Raw genomic sequence first — 14,271 nt, 5'->3', positions numbered from 1 at the left:
TTTCAAAACATATTCTCATGAAAATCCGCAAAACCCCGGCCGAGCACGGCCCGTTCCATACCGCCATAACTGTCATTGCCAGCGCGATCGCATTGGCTGGCATTGGGCTGGGCATATGGTTCTTGATCATTTACAACAACTACGAAGAAACAAACGACGCGCAGGTTGACCAGTATGTAACCCCTGTCGCTACCCGGATCACTGGCTATGTACAGCAGGTACGGTATGAAGAAAACCAGTTTGTGCACCGCGGCGACACGCTTATCGTGATCGACAACCGCGAATACCGGGCGCATTGGGGCATGGCTACGGCCGAAATCAGTAATGCCCGGCACCATGTTTCGGCCGCCCGCAAAAATGCCGCATCGACCCAAAGCCATGTAGCGGTGGGCCATGCGCAATTGGACGCGGCCCGGACGCTGGTTTGGAAAACGAAGCTGGAATATGAACGCTACGAAGCCCTGCTGCGCGAGGAAGCGGCCACCGAACAGCAAGTGGAGAGAGTACGGGCTGATTACGAATCCGCACAGGCGCATTACGAAGAAGTGACCAGGAACATCCGGGCGTCGGAGCTGGCGACTTCGGAGGCGCTCGCACAGGTGCCGGTGGCCGAATCAATGATGGAGGTGAGGAATGCGGCAGCCGACAATGCAGCATTGTATTTGTCGTACACGGTCATTACGGCGCCCTACGACGGCTGGGTAGGCCGGAAAACCATCCAGCCCGGACAACTCGTGAAGGAAGGGCAAACGCTGGTATCGGTGGTGAGCCGCGAAAAATGGATCACCGCTAATTTCAAAGAGACGCAGATCGCCGATATGTCGGTCGGGCAGCCCGTTACTTTCAAAGCCGACGCGTCCCATGGCCGGACTTTCAATGGCCGGATCGAGTCGTTTTCACCTGCAAGCGGCGCGCGGTTCTCCATCCTGCCGCCCGACAACTCCACCGGCAACTTCGTGAAGATCGAGCAGCGCATTCCTGTACGCATTGCCCTAACCGACCCCGGTTCGCAAACTGCCTTCCTCCGGGCAGGCATGAATGTCACCGTTACCGCTGCCCACCAGCATTGATACCGTGAGCAAACAGCCTGTTTTCAAAAGCTGGGTACCCGATTGGCTCATCAAATCGGTGCTGATATGCTGCATGCTACATACGATGGTGCTGCTTGGGTTATACACCAGTAATATGACCTATTCTGCCAGCTTCCTGGACGTCGAGCCGGAGGATCTGCAATTTGCGATGAGCGTCACCTACGGTACGTTCCTCGCTACATTGCTCGTCGAGAACCGCATTTTCCGGTATTTCCCGACCCGCAATTACTTTATCGCCATCTATACGCTCGCCGCGCTTACATTCGTCGCCTCCGCATACACGCACGATTTTGTCCTGTTCCTCATGCTCAGGGCGGCGGAGGGCGTTCTGATGGCCCTTCCGTGGGTACCGCTGCGTATTCTATTGCTTACCCGCTTCAAATCGAGGAATGCGACCATCATCGTGTTTTCATTCACTTATGGAATGCTGCTGATGGCCTCTCCTTTCATCATGAACATCGCCGTATGGCTGCTCGAAAATTACGACTGGAACTATATGGCCTATGGCTCCGCATTTTTCCAGCTCCTTTGCGTTGCATTGGTGTTGCTCATCTTCAACGGGCACCGTTTCCACCGCAAAACACCGCTCTTCCAGATCGACTGGGCCAGCCTCGTGTTGGTACATGCGGCCATTCTGTGCGGGGCGTTCGTGCTCGTGTACGGGGAGAAAAGATACTGGTTCGAATCGCCGCTCATTGTCGCGGCATGCGGCGGCGCGGCCGTTACCTCCGCCCTGTTCATTTTAAGGCAACAGCTTGTAAAGCGCCCGTGTTTTGATTTCGCGGTGTTCCGCTATGCCAACCTTCGTACAGGCTTGCTCCTTTTTATTGTTTTCTATATTTCGAGGGCTACGCTCAATCTGTGCCATCATACCATGACAAAAGTGTGGAACTGGGATCCGGTAAGAGTCGCGCACATCCAATATCTGAATGTAGCCGGTAATGCGGCCGGTATACTGATCGCCGCGGCATGCATGTCGCGCTCGGTTGCTACCCGGTATATTTTCATGCTGGGCTTTTCGATACTGGCCATTCATCACCTATGGTTCACGTTCCTGTTCGTACCGGATGTGTCGCTAACGGACATTGCCGTGCCCTACCTCCTGCAGGGTGTCGGTGTGGGTGTGATCTTCGTGCCGCTGGTATTGTTCACCGTGTCCTCTACGCCTTCACATCTGGCACCGTTTTCAGGGACGGTCGGCGTTACCGGCAGGTTTTGGGGCAGCACATTGGGTTTTTGTATCATGCAAAATGCGATGGTTAACTTGCAGCAAAGGCATTACAATAAATTACAACTAATGCTAACCCCCGAAAGCGCCGAAACGCAGCATTGGCTGGCCGGCTCAACGGCCCGATTCGTCGCAAAAGGCTTTTCGGAAGATCAGGCGATGGGCCTTGCATTCCGCCAGCTCAGTCAGCGCCTCACCACCCAAACCACGCTTCTGGCCGAAATGGAAATTTTCACCTACGTGGGCTATGCAATGCTGGGGGCAGTGGTACTACTAACGCTCAATGGGCATTTGCGGCAGACATTCGATATTTTGAAAAATAGGATTTGGGGTACTTAATAGTAATCAGGCGGCCGGTAGAATGCCAGCCGCCTGATTACTATTACTCGTCACCGCCACCGAGTGCCCGGTAGCGGTCCGTCACGGCATTAATTGCTGAAAGCCTGGCTAGAATATTAATCGGTAGTTTCGAAGGTACCTGCGCAGAAAAACAAGTCCTATACCGGTTACTAACTTTACCGGCGTCAAAATCGCATTATCGGGCGCCACGGCTTTTTTAGCCCGATTTTTGATAGTACATTACTCAATTATTACCATTTGTACACCCTACTTGACGCCTTCATGCCCAAGACCTTTACAGAAATCTCCGAATGGATCACCGCCAACATTTCAAAACACGCGGGAATAGATCCTTCCGAAGCTGCGCCCGATACCGACATTGTTAATTTTCGGTTAGATTCCCTCATTCTCGTCAACATCACAACGGAGCTGGAAGAATACATCGGAATGGAACTAAGCCCTTCCATTTTTTGGGAGATGCGTACCATCGCGGCCACCAGCCAATGGATTGCAGAAAACCAGGAAATATAAAACCCGTTTTCGTCATGCAAACCCCGCTCATGTCTGCGACGTCGATCTGGTCGTCGAAAACCGAGGTCAGCCAAAATTATTCCGGGCTGATCGCCGACATCCGCCAGTCGGACCCGCTTCATTTCAATATGTACGGCGACCTGGTGGCGATGGATTATGCCAATGTAAAGAAGATCCTGTCCGATTCGGAGAACTTCAAAAACTTCGACTTTACGGAAAGATTCAAAATCGTGTCGGCCCTCTCGGACAACGACCCCGGCCTGCTCGAATTCGGCGAAAGCCTCCGGTACTGGTTACTATTTATGAATGGCGAAAAGCACGCGGAGCACCGCCGTTTCGTGAACCAGAAGTTTTACCAGGCCGATTACGAGAAGATCACCCTCGACGCGATCCAGGAAATTATCTCCGGACTCGACGGAAAGGACGAAGCTGACATTGTGGAAATAGCCCGGCAGTTCAGCTTTCTGATCATCAGCAAGATTATCCAACTGGAAAAAGCGGATTACGATTTCATCCAGAAGTTTTCCTACGTCATCACTTTTATTTTTGAAAAAACACTGTCCGTCACCGGGTTACTGGAATGCGCGGCGATGTCGCGGGAGTTTCACGGCTACCTTTCCGAAACCTTTACACGGCAGGAAGCCGAGGCTACCAACAGCCTCCTGCTCGAAATGCGGGAGATCATGGGGAGCGAAAGGGCCTCGCAGCTCATCGGCACCTGGGAATTCCTGGTGAATGCGGCGACGGAAACCACTACCCTGCTGCTCACTAAAAGCATTGGGGCTTTGATGGAGAACCGCGATAAAGTGATCAACTGGAATGCCCATAACGAATGCGCCATCGCCGTCGAAGAGCTGATCCGCTACGTAAGCCCCGTAAACTGGATCCCGAGGCAGGTGGCACATAACATGGAATTCGAGGGATTGAAGCTTCGAAAAGGCCAAACCGTACTACTGGGCCTGGCTTCCGCCAACCGCGACCCGGCCGTGTTTCAAAATCCGGATACGTTCGTGCCTACCCGAAAACCCAACCCACATATCGGTTTCGGCTTTGGCATGCATCATTGCCTTGGCGCGCGGTTATCCAGGTTCGAAATGCAGAAGTTCCTGCCCCGTTTCCTGGCCGCGTTCCCTGATATCCGTTTACATCCGACCCAAAGCCCGGAATGGGATTCCAAAATCTTTTTCAGAGGGTACAAGCGTTTACCCGTGCTCTTAAAATAAAGGGGCATGATCAAGTTCACGGATTTCTCCTATTTACTTTTACTGTCCCTCGTTGTTGCCGCGTATTATAAAGTACCGGAGGCCAAAAAATGGGTTTTTCTGCTGGTCGCCAGTGTATTATTCAATCTCAGCTGGAGTGGAAAATACCTGGCCGTGTGGCTCGTCCTCGTCCTGATCTGCCATGCATCCGGGAAGGCACTGGCCAACCAGGCGTATTCCAAAAGACACCGGAAAGCAATGCTATCGCTCTCGATCGCGATCTGCCTTTCACCGCTTTTATTTTTTAAATACCTCGTGCCGGTCCATAACTCGATGTCGCTGGTAGCCCTCAACTGGATCGCGCCCATTGGCATTTCCTATTACACATTCCTGATCATCGGATACCTCTATGATGTGTACCGCCGGTACATCAAGCCGGAAAATCACCTCGGCTATCTGATGATCTACCTCGGATTTTTCCCCACGCTGCTGGCAGGCCCGTTGGAACGCACGCGCCAGCTCGTCCCGCAGCTCCGGGCTCCTAAACCCTACGAGGCGGAGAACATCAGGGCGGGCATTTACTTCATTATCTGGGGCTTATTCAAAAAGATCGTGCTTGCTGCCCGCCTCGCCGACATTACCAGCCCCGTTTTCGACCGGCCCGATGCTTACACGGGCATTTCCGTCACACTGGCTATTCTGCTTTTTTCCGTGCAGCTTTACTGCGATTTTTCGGGCTACTGCGACATCGCTACTGGCTCGGCACGGTTACTGGGAATCAGGCTAAGCAAGAACTTTTCCAACCGGTACTATTTCACCCCGTCGCGGACGGAATCATGGAGCGCCTGGAATATCACGGTCACGTCCTGGTTCCGCGACTACATCTTTTTCAACATCAGCAAAGGGGTCACCAGCCAGAAACGGCTCGAATTCAACCGCCTGCTCACCTTCATCATTACCGGGCTCTGGCATGGGCCAAGCTGGTCGTTCGTGATCTGGGGATCGCTGCAATGGGCCTATATCAATTTTGAAATGCGCACTAAAGACTTCTGGCAGCGCTTTTACGCCAAGCTCAACCTTTCCACCGGCACGCAGGCGCATTATGTGTGGCGTGTGGTCGTGAGGCTCCTCACCGGCACCCTCATCATGGGTTGGTTCCGTGCCGCGGAGCTGAGCAGCGGCGTCCGGCTGTACAGTAGTATGTTCGGATTTAGATCCGGCACTACTTCCCTGCTGACATCCAGCTTGTTATTGACCGTCGCGTTATTCCTCGTGATGGATTTTTTCAACTACAAAATGGGCGAGAAGGAAGATATTGCTTCCTATATGTTGAAGAAAAGCGCACTGTACAGGACATTGTCGGTGCTCCTGCTGGTCCAGCTCGTGCTGATATTCGGAAGGCCTTCGGTGGGGAATTTTTATTACATCCAGTTTTAATGAACCATTACCCGACACCGGCATCATGATTGTCAAAATTATCAAATGGATACTGCTGCTGGTCGCCTTCAAAGTGGTCGTGACGCTGATCGTCGGGCAGTTTTACACCGATCCCCGGCGCGACATTTCGGCAAGGGCGCAGCTTTGCCGCGCGTTCGGTCCGAATGTCGTTTTCATCGGTACCAGCCGCACCCAGTATGGAGTCGACCCTGCACTTTTCGACTCACTAAACCACCAGAAAACACGGAGTTATAATTTTGGCATATTCAGCCTCTCGCCTTACAGTTCCATTCAAATCGCGGACGATATGCTCTCTGCGAGCCCGGCCGTAAAAACGATCTACATCGAGCTGAGCGCGCTCGATTATAGCACCGTGGCATTGCCTCCCCAGCAGGTTGTGCGGGATGCCATTTTCCGGGCCCGCGTGCTCGCCGGCTGCTCACACATTGGTTTGCAGGAAAAAACCGGCAGCTTCCTGGCGGGCCTCAACACCACATTGTTTCAAATGGTGTCCATTGCGCCGCAAGTACTGTCCGTCAAGAAAGCGCTCAACCCCGGCACCGATCCAATCGAAGGCCGCGCCAACCTGCTTACAAATGGTTACCAGCCTGTTACAGCGGCTCTTTTCAAGACGAACGAGCGGATCGCAGCCAATAAAACCTCGACCGAACAAATTCTTGCCTTTCGCCCGCAGACGCAACGAAATACCTATTTCATTTCCCGGATCAACCAGCTGATTACCCGCGCCAAGCGGTTGGGAAAGAGAGTTATTTTCTATTATCCCAACAACATTACCCGGGGTGAGCAGCAGATACTGTCCCAGGTAGCACCATTTCTGCCGGAGGAAAATCTGATCCGGTTACCAAACCAGCCTGAATTCAATGGGCTTTTCAAACCCGAAAACCTGTTCGACGCGCACCATCTGAACCGGAACGGAGCGGCGATATATACCCGTTTTTTGCAAGAGGAGTCCGCCAGGCGGTAAAAATCTGTCGTTTTTGCAACTTTTAAAGGCCATGGCTGTCCAATCCGTAGCAATGGATCAGAAAGAACATCATAAGCCAACCGACCGTATACTGGTGGAACGGGTGCTCAGTGGCAACACGAGGGCATTCGGGACCATTATCAGGGATACCGAAGGGCTCGTCGCGCAGATTGTGTTCAAGATGATCGCCGACCGGGAACAGCGGCGGGATATTGCCCAGGACATTTACCTGAAAGTCTTTCAAAAGCTGGATAGCTTCCGTTTTCAATCCAAACTCTCCACCTGGATCGCGAGGATCGCTTATAACACCTGCATCAACCAGTTGGAAAAGAATAAAACCTCCCCCGTTGAAAACCAGTATTCCACACCGATCGACAGGGAGGACGAGTACGAGTACCCCGACGGGCAAGACTTGGAGGAAAATCTCATGGGCGCCGAGTTTACCAACCTGCTCGCATCGGAAATGGAAAAACTTCCGGCCCTGTACAAGCTGCTGATCACCCTTTACCACCATCAGGAACTGAGCTACTCGGAGATTGCGCAGATCGTGGCATTGCCGGAGGGTACGGTTAAAAGCTACTTGTTCAGGGCTCGAAAAATGTTGAGAGAGCGAATACAAATGATTTACAACAAGGGCTTATGAAAACAGCAGATCATTTAACAGACATTGAAATTCAGCAATATGCGCTGGATGCAAGAAGCTCCGGCATTGCGGCGGCAACACATATTGCCCAATGCCCGCATTGCTCGGGGCGGGTCGCATTCTATCAAAAAATGGTCGGCGGCATGTCGGCAATGCCCGCGGAAGCATTTGATTTCGACCTCGCAAAGACCGTGCTCGCCCAGCTTCCGGCAAGAAAGCGCAGGCATGGCCCCGAGCGTGTGTTCATCGCGTGCGTATCGCTCGCAGGCGTAATCGCGGCCGTTGGTTTGTTTTATTATCTGAATACGAGTTTGCTGAATGACCTGCTCGGAAACAGCGATATCCTAATCTACGGCACAGTATGCTGCTTGCTTTTTGCTTTCCTTCTCGCCAACCTTTGGAACGAGTATGTCAGCAAAATACGCAGGCTCGACGCGACGGAAAGTTTGCAACATTTCCGGGCCGCGGCGGTCTAATCTACAAACGGCTATCAAACATGAAAAAGATATTATCGATCATTTCGCTGGCTTCCCTGGCCGCCCCCGCGAGCGCGCAGACGATGGCAAATACCTACATCGACCGCGACCAGGTTGCATTGGGCATAACCGTATTACTGGTAGCACTTGTGCTGGCTTTCCTGCTCGAACTCACAAAGCGGTATTTCCAGTACCGGTTGAAAGAAAAGGTACTGGAATCGGGCGTGAGCGAAGAGTTTGCGACGCTCCTCTTGCAGCAGGACCGTCGGCAGGGCGTGCAAACCTGTATCAAATGGCTTGCCATTTTCCTTGGGATGACCGTAGGATTTACCATTATCGCCCTTGCAGGCCTCGCCCCCTGGGCCGCGCTTGCGGTGCTATCCCTGTGCCTTTCGGGCAGCTTTGCGGGCTATTATTTGTTCCTGAAAAAATCTGATCACTAGATTCTTTAAATCAACCCGTTATGCTATTTCGAACAAAACCCATTCGCTGGGAAGGGATTCTTATTGCCCTTACCATCCTATTCACCATTACTGCCGGATCTGCCCAGGTTACGTCCAAAACCGATTTCAACCAGCCTTTGGACGCCGCATTACTCCGGGAAGATTTTCAGGCTTTTCGGAAAGTGCTCACCGACAACCATCCGGATATGTACCGCTACCGGTCCCGTGAGTCGCTGAACCGGCTCCTCGACAGCTGCGAAGCCGCCATCGACGCCCCGATGAACGTGATTGAATTTGGAAATCTGATCCGGTTCGCCGTCAGCGCGCTGGAATGCGGGCATACCAGCGGCAGCCTGCCCGGCGAAATCATGGAAAGCTACGCCGCGTCCGTGCCCATGTTTCCGCTGAAAGTCCGATTTACCGGTGATCGTGCATTTGTGCTTTGCAGCAGGGAAGAAAATGTGCCCGCCGGAGCCGAAATTTTGTCGATAGACGGAAAATCCATGCAACAAATCCACCGGAAACTCATGCAATATCTCCCCTCCGACGGCAAGATCCAGACCAAAAAGAATGCGACTTTGAACAACGACGCGTTCCTGTTCCTTTACAACTTCATTTACGGCCCCAGGACGAGCTACCGGGTAACGGTGGCCACACCCGAAGGTCAATCGCGCGACGTTACCTTACAGCCCGCGCTCTTTGAAAACACCAGATGCCCCGCATACAAAACCGGAAGTGACCTCAGGCTGCTTGACCTCTCCTACCCGGGCGGCTCGCGCGCCCTGCTGACGATCCGCACATTCAGCAAGCAACAGATAATGAATGCTCGCCAGGATTTCCCGGCCTTCCTGGAAACGACATTCGACGCATTGCGCCAGAAACAGATAAGAAACCTGATCATTGATTTGCGTGGAAATGGTGGCGGGGACGATGTGTACGGCGCATTGCTGTATTCGTACCTTACCGGAGAACCATTCCGCTATTTCTCGGTTTTGCGTTCGCTATCCAAGCCCGTGATGACCGCCGACGACCACCCCGGCCTGGCCGTGCAGCAACCTACCGGGTTACATTTTGAGGGAAACGTGTTTGTACTGACCGACGGGCGCACATTCTCCACCGCCGCCGACTTTTGCGCCATTGCCAGAAGCAATGCCCGGGCGGTTTTCATCGGAGAAGAAACCGGCGGAGGTTACGAAGGGAACAATTCGGGCGGAACGGTGAGGATCAACCTTCCGCATTCGGGCGTGCAGGTCGCCGTGCCCACAATCCGGTATTCCAACGCCGTAAAACCTGCCCAAGAGCCAGGGCGCGGCATTATTCCCGAGTATATCATTGTTCCGTCGATTTCAGATATTCTTACTAAAAAAGACCCCCAACTTCAAAAAGCGCTTGAATTGACTGCCGGCAAATGAAAATCGGAGCGGCGGGCGGTCAACATTTCGGTGATAACGGAGGCCGGCCCCGGCAGGTACTCATTCCCAGCGACACAAGCGCACTAATAATCCATATCAGTTTCACGGATCTTATTTTTATTTAATTAAAAACAAATACCCATCGCAATCTAAATTTATTCCCATAACAAAAACAAAATTCTGCCGTTACATTTTAAATTTAAACCTCGCTGCCTGTGTTCATTAAATCTACGGTATTTCCTTTCCGCCAATCGCAATTCGCCTGTTATATTTCGGGAATCCTCATGCTTTTTATGGTCGCTTGCGAAAAGCCGGACGAGCATGTTGCCGTCCCAATCTATTTCCCTTTAACCGCTGGCTCTTACCGCATTTACGCGGTCGACGAAGCGATTTATTCGACAGGCAACAAAGAACCGAAGGTTGCCAGCTGGTTTGAAAAAGAGGAAATAACCTATTCAAAAAAGGATTCAAACGGCGTTTCAGAATGTCTTATCTCCTATTCAATGCGTACTAAACCCACGGATTACTGGCAAAAGACCAAAGAATATAGCGCCTTTGTTTCCATTGATAAAGTAATGCAGAATAAGGATAATGAATTAATTACTTCGCTTGTATTTCCTTACAGTCCGGCTGCTAAATGGGACCCTTACCAGCATTTCTCTATGAATGACGAGGATCCCCGGTATGGTCATTTGTCTTATTATGACAATCTCGATCAGCCGCTGCAAATCGATTCGCTTTATTTCCCAACTACTTTAAAGGTCACCGAACGTATTGATACAACCGGGCCCGTGCTTTATCGTTTGGGATACAAGTATTACGCGGCCGAAGTTGGATTAGTTATGGATGTGCAAACCGACTACGATTACCTTCAAGTGAACGGAGATCTTGTTGGCTACCGGATCATAGACAAAGGCGTCCGGAGGATCCGGAAGATTATCGGCTATGGCGTGCGGAAGTAGAAGCGATGGCTTCCGTCAGGATAAATATCTCCTCAACCGGCTTGCCGAAAACCCGCGCCAATTTGATTGCCAGCACCGCGGAGGGGATGAACTTGCCGGTTTCGATCGCATTGATTGCCTGACGCGACACATCCACGCGCTCGGCCAGTTCGGCCTGCGTCATACGCCTAACGGCACGCTCTACACGCAAGGTATTTTCCAGTTTCATGTCCCGGGCACTCAATCCTGGTCCGCATTAAAATAGACACTCGTGTAGTAACGAAGCGCGTAAGCCACCAGAAAAGTACCGCAAGCTAAACCGAGAATCCCCTGGAACGTATTTTCCATCTGATAGCCGGGGGTGAAATAGAAATACACGAAAGCGATCAGTCCGGCCAGGAACTGTGCAATTACCGCAAACTGAATGGATTCCAGCCGGATCTTGTAAAAGTATTCATCCTGCTCTTTCGTCAGAAATACCAGGGCGCCCCCGAGAGTGAGCATGCATAGCGACACCATTCCGAACACTGCATTGACGTCCCAGAAATTGGCAGGATAAGGATAAGAACCATCGGGTTGCGTGTAGCCCGGCAAAATAACCCGGTAAACGTTGATCAGTCCTTCGCAGGACGCAGTCCACAAACATAAAAACCCGGTAATGGCCAGAAAAACCCCGGCTGCCCGATACCGCGCTGAAAGTACTAGTGCCATATTTCTCAAAGTTAAGTGACACTGCAATGTAATATACAGTTTACTAAAAGTAAAGTATACTTTACAAAAATTTATTCAAATGTGCCGGAAATTGCCCCGGTGAGGGAAGTACAGTATCTTACAGTGTTTCCTTTCTTCCATAAACAGCAGCTATGAAAGCGTTCTTCACTCGTTTCTTCACCTTCAACAACTGGGCAAACAAGGTTATTGCCGACTTTATTTCAGCCAACGACATACAGGACGAGCAGGTATTGCGAATTGCCTCCCACCTCGCACACGCGCAACGAAACTGGTATTTCAGGGTAATAGGGCAGCAAAACGACGTTCCGCTTTGGACACCGCTGCAACCATCGGCCATCGCCGCGCAGCTCGCCGAGAACGGTACGCTCTGGCTCTCGCACCTGAGTGAATTGCAGGACGACGACTTTCATACCAAACTGGCCTATAAAAACATGGCCGGGGATCCGTACCTCGATAACCTCGCGGACGTGCTCACACATATCGTGAATCATTCCACATATCACCGCGGACAGATCATCAATCTGATACGCGGACTGGGTATGACGCCGCCCGGAACAGATTTCATCCTTTTTGCAAGGCAAGTTCCCTGACAACCATTTACAAGGATTGAATATAGGTCTTAATCAACGCTATCCCGACCGAATCGGGCACGGTTGTACCCAACTGCGGCATGCGGATGTTGGGGTTCGTTGCCTGTATCCGCTGTAGTATATGGTCTTTCCGCGCTCCTATTCGCGTGGCCGAAAATGGAACTTCGTACCCTAAAAACAACCGGGTACTTTCAGCGAAGCCAACGGACGAGTGGCAATGCGCGCAGTTGACGTCCAGGTATGCACGCGCACGTTGATCCAGGGCGATGGAAGGGTCCTGCCAGTCGGGCAGCGGCGCCAGCAGATCGTTGGGTTGGAGAGTCAGCAGACCGGCCTGCCGGAAATACAGCAGCTGGTTTTCGTGATTGGGATGATCCGTCAGGGCTATGTTCAGGTTCCTCGCTTTCGGGCCGATGGGCGTAATGGATCGGCCCGAACGATGGCAGGACGAACATTCTTCACTGGATGGAATGTGGTAGCGCAGCGTTTTACGAAGCCCTCGTTCATTCACCCAGCTCACAGTTTCGTCTGCTCCGCCTTCCAGCAGGAATGCATCGGTTTGGGCAGCATTCCATTTGTATGTTCCCACATTCCATTGCCCTTTGACCTTCACCAGGAGCCGGGTTTCAATCAGTTGTTTGCCGGCAGCAGGCTTTCGTTTGTCAGGGTAGTAAAAGAATGTCTTGACCAGGATCGAACTATCCGGAAAAACCGCTTTGCCGGATGAATCAAAGGAAAATCGCGTCCCTTCCGGTAAATGCAGTAAGCGCTGTTTTTCGGCATAATCGGTAAAAAGTTGGGTTGCCAGGTAATACCTGTCGAAACCGGCAGCGGGCCGTTCGATCGACCCGTCCGGAAATATGCCGTAATCCGACAGTTTGGGCGGTAGTGTGGCAGTATTCGCAATTGGCGCCATATTACCGAAATCACATGAACCGACTCCCCCGGCCACACCGCATAGCAGAACGATCGCGCTGTTGATCAAGCAGGTTTTCATGGCTTTTCAGCGTTGGAATTAAATCAGTTTCTTATGCCAGTCGACCCGGTAGCCGTATACCCAGTCCATTTTCTGCGCTTCCAGCTTCACGAAAAAAGGAAGCAGCAGATCGCGGAAAAATTGTTGAAAGCGGTTGGGAACAGTCTTGCTATCCCCCACTTTCCGTGCCTGTTGGATGATCGCCTGCACGCGCGCCTGGCGCAGCGATTGAAAACGGGCAAATGCGGCTTGTAAATCAGCAAGGTCGCGAATGCACTGGGCCAGCACCAACGTATCTTCCAGCGCCAGCGATGCGCCCTGCCCGATATGCGGGGCGGTAGCATGCGCCGCATCGCCGATCAGGCACACACGCCCTTGGTGCCACTGGTCCAGAAACGGTATATCGTAAATCGGGTAAATTTCAATGGTGTGGGCTCTCTCGATAATCGATACGATAGGTTCCGGGTCGTTCTTGTGCAGCGCCACCAACCGCTTCTTCAAAACTGCCAGTTCCGACTGGCTCAACTCATGACGCTGGGGTGCCGTTTTTTGAGCGATGTTGTTGAACCACCAGATTTCACCTTGCGTCGAAACCGCATATGCGAAGAAACTGCGCTCTCCAAACGTCATGCGAATGGCATCGGCCGGAAGCGCAAGCTCATCGAGCCGGGTGAATCCCCCCGTCGACAGCAGACCTGTATATTCAGGTTCAGGTGCATTAGGAAGAATCGCACGGCGGACGGCAGAATGAATGCCGTCGCAGCCGATCAGCAAATCGCCCTCCGCGGTAGAACCGTCCGCGAAAGAGACCGTCACTGCCCCTTCAGGTTGCGCGATGGACACAAGCCGTTTGCCAAACTCGATCGGTATGCCAGCCCGTAGAGCCGCCCGCCGCAAGGCGCCATTGACCAGGCCGCGCTTCACCTGGACCGTCTCGCTGCCGTAGCGCGACCGCTGTTCGGCATTATCGATAACTCCAATGGCCTTATTACGCGCATTGAAAAACCGGATCTTGCCGGGCGTATAATCGGTCAATATCTCGCCGAGTGCGATGTATTCCTTCAAAATATTCAGCCCGTTTGGAGAAATCCCCAGGAACGCGCCCTCGGTATCGTCCGGCACTTCCCGTGCTTCGTAAATGACCGCCTGTACGCCCACCTTTTGCAGCGCCAGTGCCATAGCGGGACCGGCGATCCCGCAACCAATGATTATAGCTTTCATGATATGAATATGTTTAGCTACCGC

The 14,271-nt window shown here is 52.3% G+C and carries 16 protein-coding genes; 12 read left to right on the top strand and 4 right to left on the bottom strand.

Annotated elements, in window-relative coordinates; all coding sequences use genetic code 11:
* Positions 1-17: 17 nt before the first annotated feature.
* The 11 genes from AC2YIT_RS24770 to AC2YIT_RS24720 all read left to right on the top strand — a co-directional run bounded on the left by AC2YIT_RS24770 (position 18) and on the right by AC2YIT_RS24720 (position 10,749).
* Positions 18-1,070: an HlyD family secretion protein gene (locus AC2YIT_RS24770; RefSeq protein WP_487280958.1), complete on the top strand. Its 1,053-nt coding sequence runs from the start codon at positions 18-20 to the stop codon at positions 1,068-1,070.
* Complete coding sequence (locus tag AC2YIT_RS24765; protein WP_430846941.1) at positions 1,039-2,658, top strand: MFS transporter; 1,620 nt, start codon at positions 1,039-1,041, stop codon at positions 2,656-2,658. The genes AC2YIT_RS24770 and AC2YIT_RS24765 overlap by 32 nt, the downstream gene beginning before the upstream one ends.
* 282 nt (positions 2,659-2,940) lie before the next feature.
* Entirely contained in the window at positions 2,941-3,189 is a 249-nt protein-coding gene (locus AC2YIT_RS24760) for an acyl carrier protein (RefSeq protein ID WP_487280957.1), read from the top strand.
* 14 nt (positions 3,190-3,203) lie between these two features.
* Entirely contained in the window at positions 3,204-4,412 is a 1,209-nt protein-coding gene (locus AC2YIT_RS24755; RefSeq protein ID WP_487280956.1) for a cytochrome P450, read from the top strand.
* Positions 4,413-4,418: 6 nt separating this feature from the next.
* On the top strand, positions 4,419-5,828 hold the full coding sequence (locus tag AC2YIT_RS24750; RefSeq protein ID WP_487280955.1) for an MBOAT family O-acyltransferase: 1,410 nt from the start codon (positions 4,419-4,421) through the stop codon (positions 5,826-5,828).
* Between the two features lie 25 nt (positions 5,829-5,853).
* Positions 5,854-6,813 carry a hypothetical protein gene (locus AC2YIT_RS24745; RefSeq protein ID WP_487280954.1) on the top strand — a complete coding sequence of 320 codons (960 nt, stop codon included), beginning with the start codon at positions 5,854-5,856 and terminating at the stop codon, positions 6,811-6,813.
* A gap of 31 nt (positions 6,814-6,844) precedes the next feature.
* On the top strand, positions 6,845-7,456 hold the full coding sequence (locus AC2YIT_RS24740) for an RNA polymerase sigma factor (RefSeq protein ID WP_487280953.1): 612 nt from the start codon (positions 6,845-6,847) through the stop codon (positions 7,454-7,456).
* Entirely contained in the window at positions 7,453-7,932 is a 480-nt protein-coding gene (locus AC2YIT_RS24735) for a hypothetical protein (protein ID WP_487280952.1), read from the top strand. The genes AC2YIT_RS24740 and AC2YIT_RS24735 overlap by 4 nt, the downstream gene beginning before the upstream one ends.
* A gap of 20 nt (positions 7,933-7,952) precedes the next feature.
* On the top strand, positions 7,953-8,375 hold the full coding sequence (locus tag AC2YIT_RS24730; RefSeq protein ID WP_430846927.1) for a hypothetical protein: 423 nt from the start codon (positions 7,953-7,955) through the stop codon (positions 8,373-8,375).
* 20 nt (positions 8,376-8,395) lie between these two features.
* Positions 8,396-9,787 carry a S41 family peptidase gene (locus AC2YIT_RS24725; protein WP_487280951.1) on the top strand — a complete coding sequence of 464 codons (1,392 nt, stop codon included), beginning with the start codon at positions 8,396-8,398 and terminating at the stop codon, positions 9,785-9,787.
* A 215-nt stretch (positions 9,788-10,002) separates the two neighbouring features.
* A complete protein-coding gene (locus AC2YIT_RS24720; protein WP_430846923.1) occupies positions 10,003-10,749 on the top strand; it encodes a hypothetical protein in 747 nt (248 codons plus the stop codon).
* Here the strand turns inward: AC2YIT_RS24720 and AC2YIT_RS24715 are convergent.
* A complete protein-coding gene (locus AC2YIT_RS24715) occupies positions 10,724-10,957 on the bottom strand; it encodes a helix-turn-helix transcriptional regulator (protein WP_487280950.1) in 234 nt (77 codons plus the stop codon). The genes AC2YIT_RS24720 and AC2YIT_RS24715 overlap by 26 nt on opposite strands.
* An 11-nt stretch (positions 10,958-10,968) precedes the next feature.
* Positions 10,969-11,439 carry a hypothetical protein gene (locus tag AC2YIT_RS24710; RefSeq protein ID WP_487280949.1) on the bottom strand — a complete coding sequence of 157 codons (471 nt, stop codon included), beginning with the start codon at positions 11,437-11,439 and terminating at the stop codon, positions 10,969-10,971.
* A 152-nt stretch (positions 11,440-11,591) separates the two neighbouring features.
* On the opposite strand from AC2YIT_RS24710, the gene AC2YIT_RS24705 reads away from it, so the two are divergent.
* Positions 11,592-12,050, top strand: a complete 459-nt coding sequence (locus AC2YIT_RS24705) for a DinB family protein (RefSeq protein WP_487280948.1) — start codon at positions 11,592-11,594, stop codon at positions 12,048-12,050.
* Between the two features lie 7 nt (positions 12,051-12,057).
* On the opposite strand, the gene AC2YIT_RS24700 is transcribed toward AC2YIT_RS24705, so the two are convergent.
* Both AC2YIT_RS24700 and AC2YIT_RS24695 read right to left on the bottom strand, forming a co-directional pair.
* Positions 12,058-13,047 (bottom strand): hypothetical protein, encoded by a 990-nt coding sequence (locus AC2YIT_RS24700; RefSeq protein ID WP_487280947.1) that lies wholly within the window; start codon positions 13,045-13,047, stop codon positions 12,058-12,060.
* An 18-nt stretch (positions 13,048-13,065) separates the two neighbouring features.
* Positions 13,066-14,247, bottom strand: coding sequence for an FAD-dependent monooxygenase (locus tag AC2YIT_RS24695; RefSeq protein WP_487280946.1), 1,182 nt, complete (start codon positions 14,245-14,247; stop codon positions 13,066-13,068).
* Positions 14,248-14,271 lie beyond the last annotated feature (24 nt).

The organism is Dyadobacter sp. SRI_021, from assembly GCF_057586235.1.
This window is presented reverse-complemented; position numbering and strand designations above follow the sequence as displayed.

Coding starts and splice junctions, on each gene's coding strand:
- AC2YIT_RS24750 (WP_487280955.1), top strand. CDS start 4,419: ATGATCAAGTTCACGGATTTCTCCTATTTACTTTTACTGTCCCTCGTT.
- AC2YIT_RS24765 (WP_430846941.1), top strand. CDS start 1,039: ATGTCACCGTTACCGCTGCCCACCAGCATTGATACCGTGAGCAAACAG.
- AC2YIT_RS24705 (WP_487280948.1), top strand. CDS start 11,592: ATGAAAGCGTTCTTCACTCGTTTCTTCACCTTCAACAACTGGGCAAAC.
- AC2YIT_RS24695 (WP_487280946.1), bottom strand. CDS start 14,247: ATGAAAGCTATAATCATTGGTTGCGGGATCGCCGGTCCCGCTATGGCA.
- AC2YIT_RS24740 (WP_487280953.1), top strand. CDS start 6,845: ATGGCTGTCCAATCCGTAGCAATGGATCAGAAAGAACATCATAAGCCA.
- AC2YIT_RS24725 (WP_487280951.1), top strand. CDS start 8,396: ATGCTATTTCGAACAAAACCCATTCGCTGGGAAGGGATTCTTATTGCC.
- AC2YIT_RS24745 (WP_487280954.1), top strand. CDS start 5,854: ATGATTGTCAAAATTATCAAATGGATACTGCTGCTGGTCGCCTTCAAA.
- AC2YIT_RS24730 (WP_430846927.1), top strand. CDS start 7,953: ATGAAAAAGATATTATCGATCATTTCGCTGGCTTCCCTGGCCGCCCCC.
- AC2YIT_RS24710 (WP_487280949.1), bottom strand. CDS start 11,439: ATGGCACTAGTACTTTCAGCGCGGTATCGGGCAGCCGGGGTTTTTCTG.
- AC2YIT_RS24760 (WP_487280957.1), top strand. CDS start 2,941: ATGCCCAAGACCTTTACAGAAATCTCCGAATGGATCACCGCCAACATT.
- AC2YIT_RS24770 (WP_487280958.1), top strand. CDS start 18: ATGAAAATCCGCAAAACCCCGGCCGAGCACGGCCCGTTCCATACCGCC.
- AC2YIT_RS24700 (WP_487280947.1), bottom strand. CDS start 13,047: ATGAAAACCTGCTTGATCAACAGCGCGATCGTTCTGCTATGCGGTGTG.
- AC2YIT_RS24715 (WP_487280950.1), bottom strand. CDS start 10,957: ATGAAACTGGAAAATACCTTGCGTGTAGAGCGTGCCGTTAGGCGTATG.
- AC2YIT_RS24755 (WP_487280956.1), top strand. CDS start 3,204: ATGCAAACCCCGCTCATGTCTGCGACGTCGATCTGGTCGTCGAAAACC.
- AC2YIT_RS24735 (WP_487280952.1), top strand. CDS start 7,453: ATGAAAACAGCAGATCATTTAACAGACATTGAAATTCAGCAATATGCG.